Here is a 22807-nt window from a genome sequence, read left to right as displayed (position 1 = left end):
ATTCACCTTAAGGCAGGCTTAAACGGGTCGCTCTCTAGGGTCGAGTTCGATAGGCAGCAGAAAATATGATCGGAGAGTGGCAGTCCGAAACTTGTCATCCCGGGCACAAAAATGAGATAATTTCCTGATGTGGAATGGCGGATCAACACGGCCCTTCGATTAGACCGCGATCTCGTTAGTCCGCCAATACAATTTCTGTTGACACCGTGCGCAGGTGGTCACACGGGTTGCCGAACCGAACTCCCGGCCAAACTTTGGCAATGTGGACCTTGTTTGGCATGGCCCTCTTCGCAGCTCCAGTAATAATCGAATGACGATGCGAACATATTCGGGTAGCTCCACAGTCACCGTCTTTGGAAACTACTATTCCCTCGCGCTGAGACCGTAGTTTCTGGATACCTAGTCAGCGTTGGTCCAAAAAAGTCCTTCGCAGTAATATCTTGGCAGGAACGATGCTTCCAAGTATTTGTTTTGCCCAAGGCCTTGGGGAACGCTACTGATCGCGGATCGATCAGTTCAGCGCGGGCGTTCACCCCCGAGGAGATGGTGACAAGAATTTGAAATACCCATGCCGAATTGCCCCTTCGCATCACCGCTGCGGTAAAACCACCCGAGAAGTGGGATAAAATCCAAGCATAAGTTATGGAACAAGCCGTGGCTGAAATGGCGGTAAATTTGGCAAGAAATGACCCTCTTACTTCTTTGCGCTGTGACAATGTTTCCCTTAGTTTCCAGCCGAATGCATGCAATTTGGTGTTGGGTCACGTCCACCTATACCCAGAGGCAAGCAAGAGCCTTCGAGGGCGAATGGAGAAGTACGCTTCAATCGCCGGGTGACGAAGTGAATTATCAATTGGATGGGTGGCTTGCAATGTTCGGGAATGTCAGGAGTAGAAATACTCGATGTTTTGGCGTGGATCTCACTAATTGTTGCTTTCGTCACCGCAATCTGGTGGCCAAACTGCGGTGAACGACTTGCTAATAAGGCGGCAGTGAGTGCTGTTTTCTTCGCCGTTGTATCTGCCCTCTTTCTCCTAGCGTACCCAAACAATAGGCGTGTTGTTGCGATGTCTATGATCGTTGGCGCGGTCGTATCGGAACTGGTGTCGTTCTTAATTACCTATCGGCGGATAGATGTAATGATAGTATTGGCAAAAGTTTTCGCTGCTTTGATCGGATCATTTCTCGGAGCACTATTGTTGCACGTAGTATAACCGCGGAATTGTTGGATTATGAGACCCTCAAAACAGAACCTTCTCCCATTATTCTATTGAGGTTAGGTGCGTCCGCGCGTGGGTACTATCCCCTCTATGTCACTTAGATTCTGCACACGTTGCTCAATTGCGAGCGTTAGTTAGGATCAAGAAGGAGATCGTCTTATTGGCGTATATGTCCATAATGCGCTTGCTAGTTTCACTCTTTCTCGTTCTCATCACGCTCTCATCGTGCGCACGCAGGCCGGGCTCGGACGTATTGCAAGCAAGGGGTACAAAAGTACACGGTGCGAAGACGGTAACCGCCTACGTGGCAAGCACACGCCAGGAAAACGATCAGGGTAAAGGCTTCGGAACGAAGCGCGCAGCACGAGCTAACTACGCCCGATTTGATATTTCTATTCCGCCTCAGCATGAAAAGGGAGAAATCGAGTGGGCGAGGGGAGCGCCAAATCCCAAGACAGATTTCGTCGTGACACGCGCGAATATGCTCCGCGAACTCGAGTTCAATACTCATCTTGGCCGGATCGCCAAGTCAGGGAAGCAGATAGGCCTTTTCGTGCATGGGTACAATCACAGCTACCAGGAAGCCTTATTCCGGGCAGCACAGATGGCTGCCGATGCGGATATCGATGGCGTACCGGTGGTGTTTTCGTGGCCTTCGCAGGCAAAGGTCACGGGTTATATCGCGGACAAACAGTCCGCGACGTATTCACGAGATGCACTCGCGAATGTCATATCGAACCTCGCCCTGCAATCTCCGGAGCGGAAGATCATTGTGTTCGGGCACAGCATGGGAGGATGGCTCGTCATGGAAGCCTTGCGCCAATTGCGCTTCCAGGGACGAGACGACGTCATTGCCAAACTTCAGGTCGTTCTGGCAGCTCCAGATATTGACGCCGACGTGTTTCGGAAACAGGTCGAGGTCGTCGGGCGGCTTAAACCGCCTCTAACCGTTATGGTCTCAAGAGATGATCGTGCACTCAAAGTTTCGTCTCTACTAGGCGCTGATGTTAAACGGATTGGGGCGCTGAATGTTGAAAACCCTGCTGTTCAGCGGGTTGCTTTGCGCTATGGCGTACAATTTATCGACGTTTCAGATGTCGAAGCGTCGGGTCCGCTTAATCATGACCGATATACGGCACTCGCGGCGTTGCTACCGCAGTTAGAAAAGAGCGTCGGAAGGCAAGGCACAGAGTTTGGTCGAGCGGGAGCATTCGTATTCGATGCGATCGGAGTAACCCTGTCCAGTCCATTTCATCTCGCGAGCCAAATTGTCAATCCGGAGCATTGATTCTCGTTTCTTGCCGTTTCCTGGAAGAATTGTTAGCGGGCTCTTTCCGTGATCTTCGGCGAATGCCGACCTTTCAATCAGTCGCTATTGGCTACCCTAGAATAACGATCAGCGGCGCGCCTCAAACATCTCTAATGGCTGTTCTTAAGGTTGGCGGCGGCTCAGGTTTTTTCTGGGCCCCAGGCGTTGCTGATAATACGCTCGGCTCCGTACCGTGACCAAACCGATGATGAACTATCGTACTCGCCACACCAGGTTGTACTGCGATGAGTAGGCCCCCAAGACGCCCAATCGCAACTACAGACGTTTGCCTGTCGGCCGTCCAAACCAGAAAGATAGATGGGCAGATCACAGAGCGTGGGAAGTATTTCAGGACTTAACTCGACATTCGAGCGTGGGATCGTGTGGTCAACCGGCATTGTCGATTGATCCGTCAAACTCGACAATGGCTAAGCTGCGTTCCGCCTGGTGTGCTCAAAACTCAAGGCTGCTCGAGATATAGCTCCTTAGAAGCTCCTAAACGGCGCTGGTGGCCGAAAGGCACGTACGTTTGGCGAGAAGCGCAGTATCGAGCGCGTTGCGGGTCGCATACGCCCATTCTACGGCTGCACATCAAATATCAAACTCGAGGATCCCGACGTTAAGACGATCGGAACACGGGGCACATTGGACCAATGTGTTCCCTGTGAATAGAAGGGAAATGCCTGTGAAGAGAATGTCAGCATGTAAGTCGATTTCTACGCTCTTGCTCAGTACCACTATCCTCACGGGAATGAGCGTCACCGCTTTTTCGCAAGAGGCCGTGTTTGTCGGTCCTGGCAACTCCTGGACTGACGTTGGTAACTGGAAGGCTGGAAAAGTGCCTGATTCAGGCACGGATGTGCTGATTAAAGGCCATCAAGTGCAATCTACTATTTCGGGAACGACTGCCAAAAAAATCACAATCGAACAAGGAGGCGTTTTCATTTTCTCAGGCACCTCCGCTCCAGCGGTTAGTGCCAAAGAGATTGCCGTCATGGATAAGGGCATTTTTGCATTTTATGACAAAACGTCATCGCTAAAGCTGGAGGATCAGATTACCGTGGCAAACGGTGGCCGTATCGGCTTCATGAACGATTCGTCGGCCACCAATCTTCGACTGCGCACAAGTTCGATAGGCATGGAACAGCCAAGCGTTATAGAATTGCACATGGGAGCCGTTACAGGTGGCGTGCTCGATAATGTCCTTCCCCAAATTCTGTTTCGTGACCACTCATCAGCAGGCAGCAGTGAAATTACTGTCGAGCGTCTCACAGTGCAATTCGCACACGACTCGATCGCAGGTCGCGCAAATATCAAGTTGTCGGAAGGGGGGCGCATCGCCTTGTCGGAGAGAGCTTCTCTCGGATCTGCAACAGTCGAAAGCCGAGGTGGTTCTCTCACAATTCAAGACAATTCTACATTAGGCGCTTCGGCTCTTAAAATTGATAGCGGAAGCGTGATTAGTCTTGTCGGTGTTAGTGACGGGGGAACTGCCCATCTGCACAACGAGGCAAGCCTAATCGTTCTAGGTGGTACCGGTAGTCTCAACCGCGCAACTTTAACCAACGGAACGAAGGGGTTCGTTCTCTTCGGTGGAGAACGACAGGGTGGATCGGCTACTATCATCAACGATCAAACGGGCACAATTCAGGCCGCCACTGACAGAAGGACCCCTATTGAAGTAGGATCACTTTCCGGCGCTGGTGACGTCTATATCGGAAACGCAAGTTTGGTTACCGGTGCACTTCGAAGTAACGATCAGATTACAGGTGTGATTCACGACGGATATTCGCAGGCTTATCGCCAACTTTTGGAAGGAGTAGGCCGGATTATTGAGACTGAGGAATTGACCCCAGGAGGCCTCCGCAAGGTTGGTGTTGGCACCCTTACGCTGACCGGCACGAACACGTATTCTGGAGGCACAACGATTGAAGCCGGTACACTTCAACTCGGCGATGGAGGCACATCCGGTAGTATCGAGGGCGACATCGCCAACAATGCCAAACTGGTTTTCAAGCGATCCGGCGATGTCATATCAGCGAACACAATCAGCGGAACCGGCGAGATTGTTCAGGCCGGTCCGGGTGCACTTCTCTTAACAGCCGACAGTTCAGATTTTGCGGGCATCACGACTGTCGAGAACGGTCGCCTGCTTGTGGGTAAGGCCGGTCAAGGTGCGGTGCTCGGTGGAAGCGTGACCGTGCTGGAAGGTGCGAAGCTGGGTGGCTCCGGGACTGTTGGTTCAGGTGTCGGATCGGTAACCGGTATTTCCTCTGGCGGCACGCTCGCTGCGGGCAACTCAATCGGTACCCTGACTATCGACGGCGATTTGCGGCTGGCTCCCGGTTCGTATTTTGAAACGGAAATTGCGGGTGACGGTCGCTCCGATCTGGTCAACGTGACAGGGAAAGCCAATCTCGCCGGCAGCAATATCCGCATTGTTTCTGTCGATGCTGATACCAGTTACCAGACCGAACGGAGCTATCGCATCCTGAACGCAGATGGCGGTGTCGACGGTGTATTTTCCGACACCCAATCGAGTTCGGCTTTTTTGAATGTCGGGTTGGTATACGCGCCCAAAAGTGTCGATCTTAAAATAGCCCTGGCAAACGACCATGGTTATCTCTTCCCAACCGTAGCGCAGACACCGAACCAACTTGCGACAGCGAGAGGTCTGGATACTTTGGCCCAGTCCGGCTCGTCCCTTGCACTCTATAATGATCTCCTAATGTTGAATGCAGACGAAGCGCGGGCCAGTTTTGATCGCCTGTCAGGTGAAGCCTACGCGACAGCGGCCGGGATTCTGGTTGATCAGTCGCATTTCGTTCGGAACACAATGAATGGCCGCATGCAACAGACATTTGGAGTGCGCGCCACCAGTGATGTGCAGGACACAAAGCCATATTTTGCCTGGAGCGACGCTTACGGTGTATGGGGCAGCCATGATGGCAACAGGCTTTACGGTGAGGTTACGTCCTCAATTAGTGGTTTTGCCAGTGGGATCGACGTAGAAGTAGATACATGGCGCGTCGGTATCATGGCGGGTTATGGCCACTCGAGCTTTGATGTGAACGAACGCTCTTCGTCGGGTGACAGCAAGAACTACACACTCGGAACTTACGCGGCGTCACAGTGGACGCTGTCTGAAAGTTCCGCGCTCAATTTCCGTTCCGGATTGGCGCACACATGGCACGATCTTTCGATGAACCGTAACGTCGCTTTTCCTGGCTTATCCGATCGCCTGTCCAGTGAGTATGACGCCTCAACACTGCAGCTCTTCGCAGAGGTGGGGTATGAGTTGAACATGGATCGCTCCATTTTCGAACCCTATGCTAATGCCGGTTTTGTGCATTTCAACAGCGACGAGTTTGGTGAGGTCGGTCTTACCGCAGCACCTTTGTCGGTAACCTCAGCAACGATGAACACCTGGTTCACCACGATTGGTTTGCGCGCGGCGACGGAACTCGACATCGGTGAGACGTTGGTGACGGCGCGCGGCGATATCGGCTGGAGGCATAGCTATGGCGACGTCACCGCCACGTCGACAGCAAGCTTTGTCCGATCCGATGCATTCACGGTCTCAGGGGCTCCGATTGCCAGGGACGTCGCCTTGATCGAGGCAGGCTTTGACATTCACCTTACTAAATCCGCGAAGCTGGGCGTCTCCTACAATGGACAATTCGGCTCGGGCACAACCAACAACGGCGTGAATGCGAAGTTTAGTGTGAAATTCTAAGGCAAGCTCACACAGCAGCAATTTGCTTCATCACTTTCTGGCCCCCCGAAGTTTGAGCGCCTCCAGCTCCGACTTCGGGGGGCCATTTGTTCTATGGGCGAGGGCCCGCTTCAGGCGACGGATATTTTACCAGCCACCCCCCCCACGTCGTTTCACACTATGTTTCGGAGGGTAAAGATCGACCAGTACATCTATCGCTGCTCGATGATCCAATGGGGTAACCGGCACAACACTTCCCCGCCCACGGAGAATTGCGTAAATCAGAAACAAGGAATGTCTATGAAGATCGGCTAATCTCACTGGTGCTTTATTCACCGTGCCACCAGGATACGCATATATCTTTTGTACTGAGGCGGTTCGTCGTGCGTCCCACGAAAACAATAAATGTACAACGTCTGGCGACAATGGCCTGACGATTGGCAGAATATGCCGGTCCCACGCCGTTCTATCTGCGAAATATATCTTCTACACTGCTCTTCATGACGGCTAGACTTTCTTCATAGGCAAGTCTTTCTGTCCCGATTCACGCAGCCGCCGTGGATGCCGTTGGTTGTTCGGCCTGTCTGTGCCTCAAGGTGCTGGCGAGGCCTTCGTTCATAAATATAAGCGGAGTGACTGTGGGCGATTTTCTGGGCTTGGCTTCGGCCAAGCACGTTTTGAGCACACTCTTTTCCGGGCAGTTGGAGGCGAATATGTTTGATCACCAGGGCTCATTAGGCGAAGGGCACGTTGATGCCATCAAATCGGCTATTGCTGATGGTCGGGCGGGGTTCAATACGCAAGCGGTTCGGCCAGTCGCCGCTTCCGATGGTGTATTTTATCAAGAGTGTCTAGCTACTATACAGGGTGTGGATGGTATCCTTTATGGTGCTGGTAGCTTCATTCCACAGCTGGAGGCCTCCGGTCACATCTCACTGCTTGATCAGAACATGCTGCGGCTTGTGCTCAGCGAGTTGGATCGTGACCGCGATGCGGTTTTCGGGTGCAACATATCAGCCGATAACCTATCTGATCGTGCTGCTTGGCATGGAATATCGGGTCAGATCCGCTCTCGTCCCGATCTTGCATCGCGTTTGATCCTCGAACTCACTGAAACACGTCCACTTTCAGATATGGCATCGACATCAGCGATGCTGGCTGAAGTCCGTGAGGTGGGCTGTAAAATTGCTCTCGATGACTTCGGGACGGGCTATGCGTCACCAGCTTTGGTGCGTTTGCTCGACTTCGATATTGTCAAAATTGATCGGTCTTTTTTGGATCCTATCGGGCCCTCGACCTTCTATGATGAGTCACTTGCGCACTTTATAAATTTTGCCTCTTGCTACTCTCCGATCATTGTAATGGAGGGTATTGAGACCGTAGAGCAGGCTCAGTTGGCTGCGTTGTCTGGTGCAACGCATCTTCAGGGTTATGGCATTTCTCGGCCTTTGCCAGCAGGTCAGAGAATGCATGCGGCGGAACGTCCCTATTGTGAAAAAACACTCGGCGACCATGCAGGTGGCCTCAGTCAAGTTTGGCCGCAGAGAGTAACTGCGGATCGATTTTTCTGATCAATGCGTTCGCCCGATAGCGCTCAAACGACGGTCGCATTTCAAGCAGGTGCTGCGCATGGTCCGCCAAGCGATTCCGATCGTATTTCCCAGCCCATTTGCAGAACATCGGAGGTTGCGAACATGCCGGCTAGAGAGAATGTGCCTACTGTCCAGGTAACACCCGTGTTTTTCTTGGGGATGATATTCGCTATTTCTGGCTTGTTGGTTGGCTTTCTAGTTGCAGGGTATGTGACGGTTTTAGCCGTTGCCCTCTTATCCCTTTTATTTGGTGTACTGATTGGCTGGCATTCGCGAGGCCTTTTAGGATGAGGGTAAACGTTGATCAGTTAAGCATCCCAATAAAAACTGAGCGAAATTCCATTCGACTGACTCTAGAGAACCTACCCCAAATTGCGAAGTGTTACGGCGACGGAGTTGCGGCGAGAGTGCTTCACGCCGTGTGCCGTCGAACCGAATCTATACTGCCCGACTCTCTCGGTGCTCTTACAATCGAACCTTGCGGATTGCGTATCCAAGGGTGGGGCTGGGACAGCGAAATCGATTTCTCAAGAGTTCATCCGGCTCTACTGCTTTGTTGCGAGCGGCCGATCGATCTAGGTCGAACCAAGATAAGTGTCGCCATGAGCGTTGATAGCGACGAGGGGACAGGACATCACGATATTGGATATGGATCGCCATCATGGCTCGCTATCAACGAATATCGTAAGGATATGGCGATCGCTGTCGCGGTTTATGACGCGCTCGCCAAACAGGAGTTAGAACTGGTTGAGTATCCACTGGAAACGAGTGGAAATGGCACGGAATATCCATACTACAAAAGTCATGCACGGGCGGTCAAAAACGGCAACCGAGTGATCGGGGCAGGAGTTTTCTTGAGGGTTCTGGAAAGGCTCCGGCTCACACGTGCGTTTGATAGATACGTCGTCCAGTCGGCGATTAAACGTTTGAGAGAACGCACGGAAATCAAGCTCGGTTGTGAAGTCTCGGTATTATCTGCCGTTGACGATGTCTGGTGGGCATCACTCAAAGATACACTACGTAGAAATCCTTCAATTGCAGCCCGACTGGTTATCGAAATCAGGGAGCCTTCAGTTCTGGCAAAAAGGTCGCAAATGATAGGATTTATCATGGCCATTCAGAGAGCTGGATGCGGAGTGAGTTTCTCTGGATTTGGCACTAGGCCGATACACCATGGATAAGAATAATCGCATTTCGCTCGATTTTTTCTTTGCTGACGTTGTCGTGGGTGCGGAATCGCATCGGTTTGCGGACGGCAGTTATCCTTTTTCGATCGGGATGAACGAAATTTCGCACATAGAGGCATTTGGATGGATGATAGAGCTGAAATCGCCGATGATCGACTCGTGGAACTAACCGCGAATATTGTGACTGCTTTCGTGAGTACGCAGCTCGTCTCAATAGAAACACTGCCGAAATTAATCCATGACGTCCACGGCGCATTGATTGGAGTGATGTCGTGCGTAAAAGTAGCTACGCCTGTAAAACCGATCCCGAAGGTGCCAGTAGCAGCGTCAATCAACGACGACTATTTGATTTGTTTGGAAAACGGCCAAAAGTTTAAATCACTTAAACGCCATCTTATGACGAAATATCAAATGACCCCTGAGCAATACAGGAATAAATGGGAGCTACCTGCCGACTACCCGATGGTTGCGCCTGCCTATGCGAAGCAGAGATCTAGGCTGGCTAAGGAGACGGGCCTGGGGAGTAAACACGATCGCCGGCGCCGTCTGAAAGCGGACCGATAATGCTTTAAAACGACAATGACTCGTGTCTCAGTCGCAGTGAAATGCAGAAACCTAACATAGGCTTTCTCTAAATTTCTGAAGGGAACCCAACATCTCCGGACGGGTGCGCCACCAAGAGCCTTTAGATTTATCGTCGATAAAATCATATATTATCTAAACGTGGCCTGCGTCGGATTAATTTTGAAAAGTGGCCCTACCAACAGAAGACGCTCAAGTGCGCCTTCACCCCTCTAGACGAGGCGTCGGAACGACTGCGCCTTAAAGTTCGCGGTTAAATCGCTCTCGGTAATCTCTCGGAGAGACGCGAAGGCGCCGTTTGAACACTCGGCACATGTTGTCCGCGCTTCCAAAACCACAATTGTGCGCAATCGTTTTTAGAGGCGATCCCGTCCCTTCGAGCAAACGAAGAGCGCAATCAACCCGTGCTCGTTCTATGAATTCGCGAGGCGTAATTTTGGTGATCAGCGTAAAATGGCGCGAGAAGCTTCGAACACTCATTCCGGCTATAGCGGCTAGTCTTTCCAGATTGTAGTTTTCGCCGACATTTTCATTCACATAGGCCTGAACGCGCGATATGGGCATGTTTGCATCTTGTGCTGCACTTAGATAGGGGCTGTATTGCGACTGGCCACCCTGGCGCTGGTCCAGGACCACAAGTTGCTGTGCAATCCGCAACGAGAGTTTCGCACCGTGGTCCTCCGCAACCAGTGCCAACGCGAGGTCAATTCCGGCTGTCACACCGGCCGATGTGATGAGCGGACCACTTCTTATAAAGATGCGGTCTGCGTCGACTATGGTCGTGGGAAACCACGCCGCGAGTTTTTGTGCAAATTCCCAATGTGTGGTGACCGTATGTCCATCTAACAATCCTGCATCACCGAGCGCGAACGCGCCGGTGCAGATCGAGCCAAAAAGGCGTGCTCGGCGACAAGCATCCGCTAACCAGGTGCAAAGGGCAGGGTCTTGCGTGTATATAGGTCCACCTGCAACAAGGACAACATCGTAATCACCGTTTGCTTCGGCACAGCTCAGGTCGGGTAAAATACGCGACCCGTTACAAAGTCGAACTGGCCCGTGTTGCGGCGACACATACAAAAGACGGTATCCATCCTGCGGTGCGAGCAATGCGTTTGCCGCCGCAAACACGTCCATTGGACCAGCTAGGTCCAACGCTGTAGAATAGGTAGTGAACGCCATTACAACAGTTCTTTTTGCACACATCGGGCTATACCGTCTGATGTGATGATAGAACTGACGACTTGGCCCGTGGTTTCTTTGGGGATTGGCTCGAGCAACGGAGCCTAACGCACCGGAGTACTTTCAAGCATTTTCTAAAATTCGTCAAATCGTTCCTACCTGTCCTGACCGAATTACTGGTGTTCGATAAGTTATAACATAACATAATTTTAGGTGGCAATGGAGTTGCCCCTAAAAAACCGGGCGGAATCCACGGCTGCAGCACCTCCCTCGCTCAAAAGCCTGGGCCACCGATTAAGCAGATTGGGCGCGACGCCATGGCGGCGAGCAGTGGACGATACCTTCGCGCCTGGTTCGAAGCTCTGCTCAATGATCGTCAGCTTTTGCTCGGTTGTCCATCGCCTGCGGCGAACATCACCTGTCAGCAATTCAGCGTGTCGATACGCGTTAGACATAAGCCTGTACCCAAGCCTGTGCTTGAGCCGTTCTGCTTATGCCGACTGTCCCGTCGAAAGTGGGGGCAGTTCAAATTAAGAGATCGAGATTGATACTCAATTGATCGCGACAATGCGGCGTTTGGCGTTGGTGGAGTTTGGGCTCTCCAATCTTGACCCAGGCCGAGAGCTTCGGTCACGAGCGGAATAACATCAGTGTATTGTTCGAGATCGCGGCGGAGAAAACAGCGAAAGGCCAATCTTCGCGAGCTCAATGACGTCATCGTTCAGGATGTACGCATAACTAAGGAACTATGCATGACATGGTGAGTTTCCGTGGACTGTCAATTCAGGATACCAACTTATGCCTCGGTACTTCTTTCACGTGCGTGACTCTGAGGGCCTTTCAGAGGACAATGAAGGCGCGATACTTTCAGGCGACGAGTAGGCACTCGTTGAAGCGCTGAAGGCGGCGAGAGAGATGCTTGCCGAGAAAATCATTCGAGATGAGGTGCTAGATGGTACTGAGTTTGAGGTGGTGCGCTACGATGGCTCGTTGATCGCAAAAATACCCCTCAGGTCGGTGATGCGGTTGACTGAGTAGGATCGTCAGCGATTTGAACGATTTTAACGCGAGCAGGTTCGGTGGTAAACGTCTGAGTTCGGCAAACCCATACAAACGGCGCGTTGAGTTGGAGGATCGACCTATGATTTTTGGATCTGAAATGTTTGCCTTGGTCGGCATGATTGGCCTCATGAGCCTGATCGCCGCGGGCCTAGTAAGTGCTGTTGGATGTCATCATTTGTTCGAACAGCGAACAGGGGCGAGTGCCATACTTTCAAAGTCGCTTTTTTCACTCGGAGCCGTGCTGGAAGGGGTATTAATCGTTGGTATCTTTGCCGGCGTCTAAACGCTGTCGTCACGCAAGCACAACGAACCGCACTGGGGTCTAGTGGAGCCGTTCACGCGAGATAGTTTCGGCGGCTGAGCACCTGCGGACGCTGAGCGTTGTCAAAGATCTTCTGTACGGTAACGGACCAAATCTGAAAAAATTTGCTCGGCATCTTGATCGCCGTATTATGACAACCAATCTTGTTTGTGCTTCTGAATCTGGTTGTTTAGATTGGAGGTTAGAGATGAACAGCCAAGATGTTTCGTTTCGAGCACCAGTACGTGCACGACTTCAATGCGGACTCGAGAGGACGTTTCTGAGCGTCTATGACGCCTTGGATGTCTTAGAGAACGAGTGGCCGCTTCGTCGCGGCGATCGTTACACAAGAGCTGTCGAGGAATGCCGAGCAGCGCTGGCCTGGACTCTACCATCTGAGGTCGCGAGAGAAGCCTTCATTGCGGCTTGTCTTGAGGCAGGCATGCCTCTGGTGAAAGCTAGCTCCGATCCAAGGGACGGCAATATTTCCCATACCCATGCGACAGGTTAGGCGCTGGCCCGCTTTGGCGGGCCTTTCCGACAGGTTTGATGGCTTGCCCTACGTTTTTGGAGACTACTCAACTCGCAGCGAGCGCGTCAGGGCAGTTGCCTTCTTTAACATGTCGTTCGGGTCAAGTTCCGTTCTTGAAAGGAAACAACCATGGAAAGGTTATTTGTTATCTCACTTATTCTCTTGAATGCTGTCGTGGTAGGCGGGGTCTCGGCAATCGCCTTCGGATGGATCGGACCCCTGGCGGACTGAGCTATTAGGGTTGCAGCTTCAGCAACGGAAGCGAATTGAACTGGCTGGCTGACCTCCTGAACACGTCACATTCAGTGCTTTGTGCTCGGGAACGGTTCGTCCTCATCGAAGTTGCCGTTGCTTTCCGCATCGTACCTGTTGAGGCTCCGGCCTCCACCACGCGTCCCGAACGCTGTCAGTTCGACCATGATGGCTCTCGCATGCTGCATTGCTTCGGTTTCGTTTCTTGCTTGTGCCTCGGCAACGTGGACCGACACGCTGTCGCCGTCGTCTCCGACGAATTCCACTTTCCAGCCATCAGTTTCTTGCTGAACGCGTGTATCGGTGAGATGCATGTCACCCAGCCTTTCTCTTCTTGAGGTCAGCCTCGACTGACTTCCTCAAAGCATCCATGATGTTGACCACATTCGACGCGGGTGCCGCCACAGAGCTCTTCCCCTTCGCCGCCCTCTTGGGCATCGCCTTCTTCTTATCTTCGATTAGCTTGAGGAGACTTTCCTGGATTGGGTCACTCACCATGTCCGGGGACCACTTGGCCGTCTTCTTTTTGATGAGTTGCTGTACAAGGGGTACGAGTTCTGGATCGGCATCATCTGCGATGTCATTGAAGTAGCTCTCTTCCGGCCGTACCTCGTCACCGTACCTGACCGACCACAGCACAATCCCGTTGTCGCGGGGTTCAAGAACGACGGCACGTTCTCGCCGGCCAATTACAAGCTTCGAAATCCCCACGACGTTGTCAGCTTTCATCGCGTCGCGAATAACTGCGAATGCCTCCTCTCCCACAGTGTCACTTGGGATGAGATAGTGTGGCTTCTCGAGATAAATCCATTCGATGGAGTCTGCTGGAGCAAACTTCTCTATGTCGATGGTTTTGACGGTGTCGAGAGCGACAGCGTCCAACTCGTCGTCAGTGAGGATGACGTAATCGTTCTCACCTCTCGCATATCCCTTGGCTTCGTTCTGGTCTTTGACTGGCTTGCCTGTCACCGAGTCAATGTACTGGCTCACCACACGATTTCCGGTGTCCTTGTTCAAGGTATGAAAGCGGACCTTCTCGCTCTCACTCGTCGCGGGTTTCATTGCGACAGGGCAGGTGACCAGCGACAGCTTGAGGTAGCCTTTCCAATAGTATTGCGGTGCCATGGCTGTTCTCCCTAGCTCGCCTTGCGTTGACCTGCGGCCTTGGCTGCGCCTGCCTTCGAGGGAGACGCTCTCGATGCCTTTTCTCGACCCACGCCCTTGTTTGCGTTAGCCGCCGTTCTTTTCGGCTTGGCTGCGGCTGATTTCATCATGCCAGCGCTCTCGCGGAGTGCTGCAAGCAGATCGTTCGGCTTGGAAACCTCGATCTTCTTCGCCTTGGGCAACGGCTTGCCTTCGAGCTTTGCCTTCACAAGCTCGCTCAGCGCTGCCTCATACCTGTCTTCAAAGGTGGCAGGATCGAAATCGCCCTTCTTCGTCGAGATGATGTGCCTGGCAAGCTCCAGCATCTCACCTTCAACTTTGATGTTCGGCATTTCCTCGAACGCGGTTTTAGAGGAGCGAACCTCGTAGTCGAAGTTAAGGGTCGTCGCGATAAGCCCTTTGCCGTGTGGGCGGATCAGGACTGTCCGCATCCGACGAAAAAGGACCGTACGGGCGATCCCCGCGACATCAGACTTCTTCATCCCGTCGCGAAGCGCCAGAAAGGCATCCTCGCCCATCTTGTCAGGTGTGAGGTAGTACGGCTTGTCGAAGTAGACGTCATCGACATCCTTGCATGGGATAAACGCCTCGATCTCGAGCGTTTTGTTGCTTTCTGGGATCGCCGCCGCGATCTCATCTGGATCGATGATGATGTAACGACCGTTATCGATCTCGAAGCCTTTGGTCTGGCTTTCCTTTGGAACCGCTTCTTCGGTTTCGCTGTCGATGAAGATGCGACTGACGCGGTTTCCGGTCGCCTTGTTGATCGTGTTGAAGGTTATCCGTTCAGAGGTGCTGGCCGCCGTGTAAAGCGCCACTCCGCAGCTGACTTCCCCAAACTTCAGGAAACCTTTCCATTGTGCTCTATGACCACTCGCCATGACGCTTACTCCGAATCACTTTGATGCGACTCAAAGCCCAATCGAAGTGATTCGTTCCGACTCGAAACGAATCAATTTTCAATGGGTTAGTTCGATTGGCTGACAAGATGATTCTGGTTCCACCGGATGAGCTGCGGTAGTGCCGAAGGTCCAGCGGACAGGTTGACGTCGATAGATTTGGCATCCTTTTGGAATCATGAGCGTTCTTTCTGCTCAATCAGAAGGAGGAGGCTGTTATGTCAAATCGCGAACTTATCGATACAAGCACCGACAAACGCTACGTCCGTCGAAACGACAAAGGTCAGTTTAAGGAAAGCGTGGACGTGGGCCGTTCGCTTTCTGCAGACAGGCGCCGGAAAGCCAAACACGACGCGAAGCCGGGCGAGGGCGACAAAAGTGACCATCGTCCCAAGCATTGAGGCGGGATATGACGGATAAGCTATCTGATGAAGCAAGGTTCAAGCTGGATGAGCTGATCGACCAGTATGTCGTCCCGGGGTCTCCAGTTCCCAGATGTTATTGCAAGAATGCAGCCTGAGCTTGTAAACATCCGCTCGGCCTACGAATATGACCCCCACCCAGCGGATGATCCGGAAGAAATCGAGGAACCGTGGAACGACTGGCCCGCGCTGTGACGTAACAGCCTCGGTGATTGCTCCTCGCAGCGACGTCATAGTGAAGGCGTCGCTGCAATGCAGATAAGAAGACTAACCAAAATGAAATACGCTTCTGAAGCTTGGCGTACTTTGAATCAAAAAACGGCCGAACCCGTCGTAAGCCCGACTTGGCTGCGCGTGACATCCACAACCGCGCGATCCATCCAACATGTTCCGATCTTCGTCAATAGGTGTTGGTGCCGTAGGTGTAGGAGCGTTCGGTTATCGAAGATGGCTAGAGCAGTTTCGTGGATTCACAGAGCCGCGTGCGTGCGGCCGAAGCTAACCCCCTGGTTTCCGATCGCGCAAAAGGGCCGTGCCTCCAATGATGAGCCCGAACGCTAGGCCATCTGTCCAGAAGATGGGCTCACTGAGAAAAATAGCGCCGACCATCAGACCGACGACAGGGATCAAGTAGTTTGTGGATGACGCAAAAGCCGCTGTCGCTCGCTGTGACAGCGCTATCATCACGATCCAGGCGAGACCATGGCAAACCAATCCAAGAACTAAGCAGATGAGAATTATATGGGTTGGCACCGTTTGGGAGAAATCGGAAAGGCTGACGAACGGAGCAAGGGTCGCCGCTGCTACGAGCAGGCTAAATGAAGCAGTCGCCTTCTGGTTTGCTGGACGGTAAAAGCGCATTGATACGATACTAAGCGCAATTGACAGGGCGGCTATCGTCATCAGGCCAAGACCTGGAAGCATGGGCCCATCCAATTCCAGGTCGCTGCGCGCCCTGACAATCGTGAACACACCGAAGAACCCTATCAACACGCCAGCAAACGACTTCAGCGTTAACTTATCCGTCGCGAGACAGATATGAGCCATGATCGCAGAAAATATTGGAATAAGCGCCATCATGACAGCCGCAAGACCACTTGGTACCGTTTCCTGCCCGACCGTTATCAGACCGTTGGGAAGCGAGTTACCGAAAATTCCGAAAATGAAAATTGGCTTCCAATCACTTTTCAGCCATCGAAAGTCGCCGAAAGTCCAGCATGCCCAAACCAGCAGAGCCGCTGCGGCGATTGCCAGACGCAAAAATGTAATGGTTGCGCTGGATAGATAGGCAAGGGCGACCGTCGTCAGGCTGTAGGCGCTGCCTCGGCAAACTGCAAAAATAATAAGCAAGAGGACGCTAAAGCTCGATGTCGGTAATCTCATCATTTCTGTAGGCTGCATTTCTAATGTGTTCGATGCAAACACGGTGAGCGAATGGGGCGATCCGCGCCGTGATTGTGAACCTCTATACACCCGCACTGAACATTTAAACTGCAGTCTTCCGGGCATTCCGCAAAGTTCCAGCTTAAACCGTGAGAGTCGGCGACGTCTTTGCCGTAGATGACCATAGCGGTCACATTGGTTGCACCGTTTACAGGGAGGGGCGGGCGATGGTAACGGAACTGCAGAATAGTTTTCAGACATAATTTTTTGAGACGAATCCATGCCGTGCAGTATCGCCAGCAATCAAGACATGGCTTTCTTTCGTTCCCGACAGTCCGAGATCGTGGTCGCACCGATTTTCGGAAAGTCGGAAGTGACAATGGCAAGGATTTCATGCCGGCAGCCCGGCCATGGAATGATCGATCCTCACTTCCACGAAGACGCATTCTTCGTCGCGTTCAATTTGCAGGATTACCAGGGGAACTTGTGGGTCGATAACAGGCACGTCAATTTCAAGACATCGCGTGCTGGGAATTTCACCATCTATGACTACCGGAGAACCTGGACTGCCGAGATGAAATCAACATTTGATGGCCTCGGCTTTCATATACCTCGCTCTGCGTTGACGCTCTACGAAGAGGAACTAGGTGGCCGCGCGATCGACACATTCGCCGCGAAACCGGGACAAGATATCGAGGATGAGGTTGTTAAAGGCCTCGCTCAAGCGTGCTTGCCATCTTTGAGCAGTACGACCCCCACATGTCGTCTGTTTCAGGATCATGTCGCCGCCGTACTGACTTTTCACCTTTGCAAGACATACGGTGGATTGAGACAAAGCAAACCGATACAGGGCTATCTGGCACCTTGGCAAAAAAGGCGCGCGATCGAACTGCTGGAAGAGAATCTCTCGTCAGACATTTCGATTGAAGCTGTTGCGGCCGAGTGCGGCTTGTCCAGGGGCTACTTTATCAAAGCCTTTGGTTTAACGATGGGACACCCTCCATATCGATGGGTGCTGCTTCGTCGGATCGAAAAGGCAAAGGAAATGCTGCTAGGAACCAGGTTCTCAATCTCTGAGATTTCCTTTCTCTGTGGTTTCGCTGACCAAGCTCATTTTACGCGGACATTCACCACCCGGGTGGGTATGCCACCGGCTCAATGGCGAAAGACTATTCAGTGACGGGAACCGATTTGTTTGCTTCGGTTCGTCGTTTGCTTCCGTAATATTTTGGAGGAGTGAATCGGCTGTCTTTTGGTAGGGCGTAACCCACTCAAATGCCAATCTGAACCTTAAGGCGACCCGTCCGACGCTCACCTTCGGAACACCAACGCGCTCCGTGAGTTCTCCATTTATTCAAAGGAGGAATATCATGGACCACACAAATCACGTTCGCCTGACAACCGATGAACTTAAAGCGTCGCTGATCGAAGGGACGACCGTCTACGGAGCGGACGACCACAAGGTCGGAAAAGTAGACCACGTTCACGGCATCGGAGCGAACAGCACAGTCATAATCGATGTCGGAGGTTTCCTCGGGATTGGAGCGAAGCCTGTTGCAGTCTCGATAACTGATCTGGATTTCATGCGAGACGAGGACGGAGAAGTCCATGCTCTCACGTCCTGGACAAAGGATCAGCTCAAGGAAATGCCAGAACATCGTGATTAACGTCTTTGTGGCGCGGTCACTTTATTATAGCTCTTGCGGCGGAACACATGTCGCAAACAAGAGTTTCGTTGTCAGTCAGGCTATTTTTAACCGCTGGTCTGACGTCATTGAGAGGCGTGGCTCTACGAAGCCGCGCCTTTTCTAATTTGATTTGGCATGTGTCGAAGGGGGGTGGGTGCAACTTCGGACGTCCAGATTATTTGCGATGACGGTAGCTTCCAGCCCTACGAGTAGGTGGCATGCATTCTTACCGCTGAAACGAGTCTGGTTTGCCACCTGCCGACACTACAAAGAGCAGAGTAGCGCGGGCTTATGAGCTCAAGCCTCCGCTCGCCGCCGAGGGTGCGGGCACGGGTGCTGGCATCGGCGCGGTTGCTGGTGGCGCTGGCGGCTTGCTCACAGGCCTCGGGATTATGGCAATTCCGGGCGTTGGTCCGGTTGTAGCCGCAGGCTGGCTCGCAGCTACGGCTGCAGGGGCCCTTGCAGGCGCTGTCGTCGGCGGCGCGGCCGGAGGTATTGTCGGTGGGCTGATCGAGTCGGGTGTTTCCGAAGAGGACGCACATCTCTATGCCGAAGGCGTCCGTCGTGGTGGCGCGGTCGTCGCCGCTAAGGTCGACGACGACAAAGTTGTCGCGTCCCAGGCAATTCTCAACGGCTCTCGAGCCGTCGATCTGGGCGCTCGACGTCAAGCCTACACCAAAGAGGGTTGGACACGATTCGACGAAACCGCTGACCCGTACACTGAGGAGCAGATCGCTGCCGAACGCAATCGGTATCGTTTGTGACACCTGTACGACGAAAAGGGGTGGTGCAGTAGCTATCCGAGAGATCGGTTAGTTATGACGGCTAGGTCAGCACCCTCGCTTGTGTCGAGGGGATGCACGGAGTCGCGCGGGCCAGCCGACGCTCGGTTCCGCGGCCGCCATCATTTAAAGGTTGATCGCGATTTTCGGGATAAGGAACCCGGCTGCCCTCCCAAGCAGCCGGGTTTACCCCGGAAGATCGAAATCACATCAGGGCTAAAATCGAAGCTAAACTGATACTATTTTGAGTCAACGCTTATTCCGTGGCGGATTTTCGTGGCGAGAAAGACCTTATGTTCTAGCAACTGTGACTTGACGATGACGTCCGTCTGTTGGTTGTGAATTTAATAAAAATCAACCGAGGGGCGATGATATGTTTACGTCGGGGATTAGCACTTCACACGGGTCAATTGCTTTCATCGATACTAAAGGGGCCGGCGTTCCTTTGGTGATGGTACACGCCAACTCGCTCTGCAAAGAGGCGTTCAGGCCTCAGATTAAGGCTCTATCTGGAGTGCGACGTGTGATCGCGTTCGATCTCCCCGGACACGGTTATTCGGACGACGCCATTAATCCCCAGCGCACATACAGCATCCCTGGTTATGCGGATGCACTGCTTGAGGCATTGGAGGGTATGAACGTGGACCGCTTCGTGGCGCTCGGGCACTCCTTGGGCGGACATGTCGTCCTCGAAATGTTGGCGAAGAAAGCTTCGATAGATGGAGCCATGATTTATGGGACGCCGCCAATAGCGAACTCTTCGGAGGGCTTGCAGGCGGGGTTCAAACCTAGCCCTGAAATGGCCTATACTGGCAGTCCGGTGTTGAGCGATGATCAGGTGGGGATGGTTGCCGAACTCGCGCTGGGTAGTAACGGTGCTGGTGAAGAGTTCTTTCTTAATGCCGTGCGGCGGACTGACGGTATTGCGCGCCAATTTATGATCGAAGCGGCCTTGAGAGGTGAGGGTAGCAATCAGCGTCAGACCGTAGAGACATCACCAATCCCTATCGCGATCGTAAATGGTGAGAATGATGCGGTGATAAACCTCGACTACATAGACAGTCTGGATTTCGCGAACGCCTGGGAAGGCGAGCCAATTCGCATTAAGGAAGCTGGCCATGCCGTTCACTGGGAGCAAACGACGAGGTTCAACGAGTTGCTTCTTCGCTTCGAAGATTTCGTGAACGATCGAGCTCAAATCTTGCAGCGCGGTGAGGTTTTAGGAGAGTAACCATAGCCAGCGCTGCAACGAAGTGGCGCTCGCCCGCGGACTAAAGCGATTGAAGGTTTGCCGTCGCGGTTGCAGGATTGAGGCGTGTTCCGCAGATCGTATCCGGAACGTGATGCGCTCTCCAAGCCAGGAGAGCGTACTGCTCGACACCGCCAGAACGTCCTCTATACTGCCGTGATCGTCAGCAGCGAATATGTGGGCGCTGATGCCTGAGAGTTTGTACGTGCTCCCGCCTGCATTGCTGGAGTGCATGTCATGACACTACTTGGATCAGGATCTGGAAATCCGATAGAGAGAATTGTTGCGCGTTACGCCCTTCGTTACTTTATCAGTGGAGCTGATCGGGACGCGTTGGTTGACGAAACCCTCGCGGTCATAGACGGCAATGTGAACATCGCATCGAATGAACCCATAGAGAAGACAGTAGCTCTAGTGATGGAGCACGTGTATCAGGGGTCATTCAAACTTTCCCGTCGATCGTAGTGGTCTTGGGAAAGACACTATGGATTTCCCCGAGAGAACAGCTCTCAACGAAGCATTTTTTGCGTCGCAAACAGGGGTTTCTTGGGATGACGTTAATCGTTCAATGCCCCAACGAAGGGAAGAGTGAACTTGCGAGCAAAGCAACCTAATGCAACTGATGTTCATGTGGGTAGTCGCATAAAACTTCGCCGGAAGATACTTGGAATAAGCCAGGAGCGTCTCGGCGAAAGTCTAGGTGTCACATTTCAGCAAGTTCAAAAGTACGAACGCGGGATCAATAGAGTTGGAGCCAGTCGCCTCCAATCGTTAGCCACCGTTTTAAACGTCCCGATCGCATTTTTCTTTGAGGATGCACCCGGAAGCGAGTGGGCATCAATCGAAAACGTCGATGTATCCTCAGGTGGTCATAAATTTATCGCTTCGATAGAAGGAACGCAACTCAGCCAAAACTTTATGAGGATCCGAGATATTCATGTTCGACGGCAAATTTTTAATCTCGTAAAGGCGTTGAGCGAAAATGAGGAGTGATGTTGTGGGGAGACGTGATCGAATAACGTTGCTCCTTGGCTTCTAATCCAGAGAATGACGCGGTAGATAGCTCAATGCATCCAAACTAACGAGAAAGTTCCATAATAAATCTTATGCGATCTTTGTGTGTAGCCGGGTGGGTTCAAGCTTGAAGTGCGACTTGCGAATGATACCAATGGGTTATCAGTCACAAGGAAGATGCAATGGAACGCACCTACTCCCACATTGATCTTGATGAACGTCGTAAGATAGCCCGCTGGCGAACGGCCGGGCTGACTGTTAGTGCCATCGCAGAGCAGCTCGGCCGGCATCGCTCAACGATCTTTCGTGAGATCAAACGCAACACTTTTGTCGATAAGGTTGTGCCCGATCTAACCGGCTATTACTGCGTGACTGCGCACGCCATGTCGTGTGAACGACGTGCGAAACTACGCAAGCTGGCGCGGTTCTCGTACGTTCGACAGTCGGTGATCGAACGCATCATGCATGGCTGGTCGCCGCAGCAGATCGCTGGCCGTATGCGCCTGGAGCGCCATCCGGTCTCGGTCAGTCACGAAACGATCTATAAGTTTGCATACTCGTCCGACGGGCATGCGATCAAGCTGTGGCGGCATCTGCCAGAGCATCGTGCTCGACGGCGACCACGACATGCAAGACGCAAGCACGGACAACGGTTTAGTCAGAACTCAACATCTTGCGGCGGCCGGATGCTGTTGCCGAGCGCAAACAATTTGGTCATTGGGAATGCGATCTGATCCAGTTCCGAAAGAAGTTTGGGAAGGCAAACGTCACATCGCTCGTAGAAAGGGTCAGCCGCTTTGCGATCTTCCTACGCAACAACGACCGGCAATCCCGGCCCGTCATGGATGGCCTTGTTCGTGTCCTGCAAGCCCTGCCCCACCTTGCCCGCCGATCGATCACGTTCGACCGCGGAACAGAGTTCACTGATTGGCCCTATCTTCAGGCAAGCATCGGTACGCAAACCTGGTTCTGTGATCCCCAATCGCCGTGGCAAAAAGGCACTGTCGAGAACACCAACCGCCGGGTGAGGAAATGGCTTTCAAGAGACGTCGACCCACTCACGGTCACCGACGCGGACTTGATAGAAATTTGCAGTCGGCTCAACGCAACGCCGCGCAAATGCCTTGGCTATCGAACGCCTGCAGAAGTTTTCCGCAAGAAAGTTCTCGCGCAGATGCGGCATGCCGGTTAGCTTCGGATGCCCCGCAAGTCGCGGTTCAGCATGAACTCACACGCAAAGTTAAAGTGTCCTGTTTCTGCAAAGTTGGAATGTCA

The 22807-nt window shown here is 52.7% G+C and carries 17 protein-coding genes and 3 pseudogenes; 14 read left to right on the top strand and 6 right to left on the bottom strand.

Annotation, left to right across the window (positions count from 1 at the left end):
• Nucleotides 1-1398: 1398 nt before the first annotated feature.
• From FY156_28005 to FY156_27985, 5 genes are all read left to right on the top strand, one after another.
• A complete protein-coding gene (locus FY156_28005; GenBank protein UXS05612.1) occupies nucleotides 1399-2508 on the top strand; it encodes an alpha/beta hydrolase in 1110 nt (369 codons plus the stop codon).
• A gap of 1108 nt (nucleotides 2509-3616) precedes the next feature.
• A complete protein-coding gene (locus FY156_28000) occupies nucleotides 3617-6265 on the top strand; it encodes an autotransporter domain-containing protein (GenBank protein ID UXS05611.1) in 2649 nt (882 codons plus the stop codon).
• A 617-nt stretch (nucleotides 6266-6882) separates the two neighbouring features.
• Entirely contained in the window at nucleotides 6883-7815 is a 933-nt protein-coding gene (locus FY156_27995; protein ID UXS05402.1) for an EAL domain-containing protein, read from the top strand.
• Between the two features lie 623 nt (nucleotides 7816-8438).
• Nucleotides 8439-9017 (top strand): EAL domain-containing protein, encoded by a 579-nt coding sequence (locus FY156_27990; protein UXS05401.1) that lies wholly within the window; start codon nucleotides 8439-8441, stop codon nucleotides 9015-9017.
• A gap of 129 nt (nucleotides 9018-9146) precedes the next feature.
• The gene (locus FY156_27985; GenBank protein ID UXS05400.1) at nucleotides 9147-9587 is read left to right on the top strand and encodes a transcriptional regulator; all 441 of its coding nucleotides are present in this window, start codon (nucleotides 9147-9149) and stop codon (nucleotides 9585-9587) included.
• A gap of 258 nt (nucleotides 9588-9845) precedes the next feature.
• Here the strand turns inward: FY156_27985 and FY156_27980 are convergent, their stop codons facing one another.
• Nucleotides 9846-10784, bottom strand: coding sequence for a helix-turn-helix domain-containing protein (locus tag FY156_27980; GenBank protein ID UXS05399.1), 939 nt, complete (start codon nucleotides 10782-10784; stop codon nucleotides 9846-9848).
• Nucleotides 10785-11029: 245 nt separating this feature from the next.
• Nucleotides 11030-11239, bottom strand: a pseudogene (locus FY156_27975) (transposase).
• A gap of 686 nt (nucleotides 11240-11925) precedes the next feature.
• On the opposite strand from FY156_27975, the gene FY156_27970 reads away from it, so the two are divergent.
• On the top strand, nucleotides 11926-12129 hold the full coding sequence (locus tag FY156_27970) for a hypothetical protein (protein UXS05398.1): 204 nt from the start codon (nucleotides 11926-11928) through the stop codon (nucleotides 12127-12129).
• A 226-nt stretch (nucleotides 12130-12355) separates the two neighbouring features.
• Nucleotides 12356-12658 (top strand): DUF982 domain-containing protein, encoded by a 303-nt coding sequence (locus tag FY156_27965; protein UXS05397.1) that lies wholly within the window; start codon nucleotides 12356-12358, stop codon nucleotides 12656-12658.
• A gap of 323 nt (nucleotides 12659-12981) precedes the next feature.
• Here the strand turns inward: FY156_27965 and FY156_27960 are convergent, their stop codons facing one another.
• Genes FY156_27960 through FY156_27950 form a run of 3 tightly spaced genes read right to left on the bottom strand, consistent with a single transcriptional unit; the run spans nucleotide 12982 to nucleotide 14976 of the window.
• Nucleotides 12982-13245, bottom strand: coding sequence for a hypothetical protein (locus FY156_27960; protein UXS05396.1), 264 nt, complete (start codon nucleotides 13243-13245; stop codon nucleotides 12982-12984).
• 1 nt (nucleotide 13246) lies between these two features.
• Nucleotides 13247-14056, bottom strand: coding sequence for a Ku protein (locus FY156_27955; protein ID UXS05395.1), 810 nt, complete (start codon nucleotides 14054-14056; stop codon nucleotides 13247-13249).
• An 11-nt stretch (nucleotides 14057-14067) separates the two neighbouring features.
• Nucleotides 14068-14976 carry a Ku protein gene (locus FY156_27950; GenBank protein ID UXS05394.1) on the bottom strand — a complete coding sequence of 303 codons (909 nt, stop codon included), beginning with the start codon at nucleotides 14974-14976 and terminating at the stop codon, nucleotides 14068-14070.
• A 236-nt stretch (nucleotides 14977-15212) separates the two neighbouring features.
• Here FY156_27950 and FY156_27945 point away from each other — a divergent pair, with 236 nt between their 5' ends.
• The gene (locus tag FY156_27945) at nucleotides 15213-15395 is read left to right on the top strand and encodes a hypothetical protein (protein ID UXS05393.1); all 183 of its coding nucleotides are present in this window, start codon (nucleotides 15213-15215) and stop codon (nucleotides 15393-15395) included.
• Between the two features lie 519 nt (nucleotides 15396-15914).
• Here the strand turns inward: FY156_27945 and FY156_27940 are convergent.
• Nucleotides 15915-16817 (bottom strand): DMT family transporter, encoded by a 903-nt coding sequence (locus tag FY156_27940; protein ID UXS05392.1) that lies wholly within the window; start codon nucleotides 16815-16817, stop codon nucleotides 15915-15917.
• Nucleotides 16818-17079: 262 nt separating this feature from the next.
• Between FY156_27940 and FY156_27935 the strand changes: the two genes are divergently transcribed.
• The 6 genes and pseudogenes from FY156_27935 to FY156_27910 all read left to right on the top strand — a co-directional run bounded on the left by FY156_27935 (nucleotide 17080) and on the right by FY156_27910 (nucleotide 22724).
• Nucleotides 17080-17979, top strand: a complete 900-nt coding sequence (locus tag FY156_27935) for a helix-turn-helix transcriptional regulator (GenBank protein UXS05391.1) — start codon at nucleotides 17080-17082, stop codon at nucleotides 17977-17979.
• Between the two features lie 190 nt (nucleotides 17980-18169).
• Nucleotides 18170-18466: a PRC-barrel domain containing protein gene (locus FY156_27930; protein ID UXS05390.1), complete on the top strand. Its 297-nt coding sequence runs from the start codon at nucleotides 18170-18172 to the stop codon at nucleotides 18464-18466.
• Between the two features lie 338 nt (nucleotides 18467-18804).
• Nucleotides 18805-19251 (top strand): annotated as a pseudogene (locus FY156_27925) (hypothetical protein).
• Between the two features lie 391 nt (nucleotides 19252-19642).
• Nucleotides 19643-20500 carry an alpha/beta hydrolase gene (locus FY156_27920; protein UXS05389.1) on the top strand — a complete coding sequence of 286 codons (858 nt, stop codon included), beginning with the start codon at nucleotides 19643-19645 and terminating at the stop codon, nucleotides 20498-20500.
• A 606-nt stretch (nucleotides 20501-21106) separates the two neighbouring features.
• Nucleotides 21107-21511 (top strand): helix-turn-helix transcriptional regulator, encoded by a 405-nt coding sequence (locus FY156_27915; GenBank protein UXS05388.1) that lies wholly within the window; start codon nucleotides 21107-21109, stop codon nucleotides 21509-21511.
• A gap of 203 nt (nucleotides 21512-21714) precedes the next feature.
• Nucleotides 21715-22724: pseudogene (locus FY156_27910) on the top strand (IS30 family transposase).
• The last annotated feature ends 83 nt before the right edge of the window (nucleotides 22725-22807 follow it).

It is taken from the genome of Agrobacterium tumefaciens (assembly GCA_025559845.1).
GTDB lineage: Bacteria > Pseudomonadota > Alphaproteobacteria > Rhizobiales > Rhizobiaceae > Agrobacterium.
Note: the sequence above shows the minus strand (reverse complement) of the source record. Positions and strands in the feature narration are given on the sequence as shown.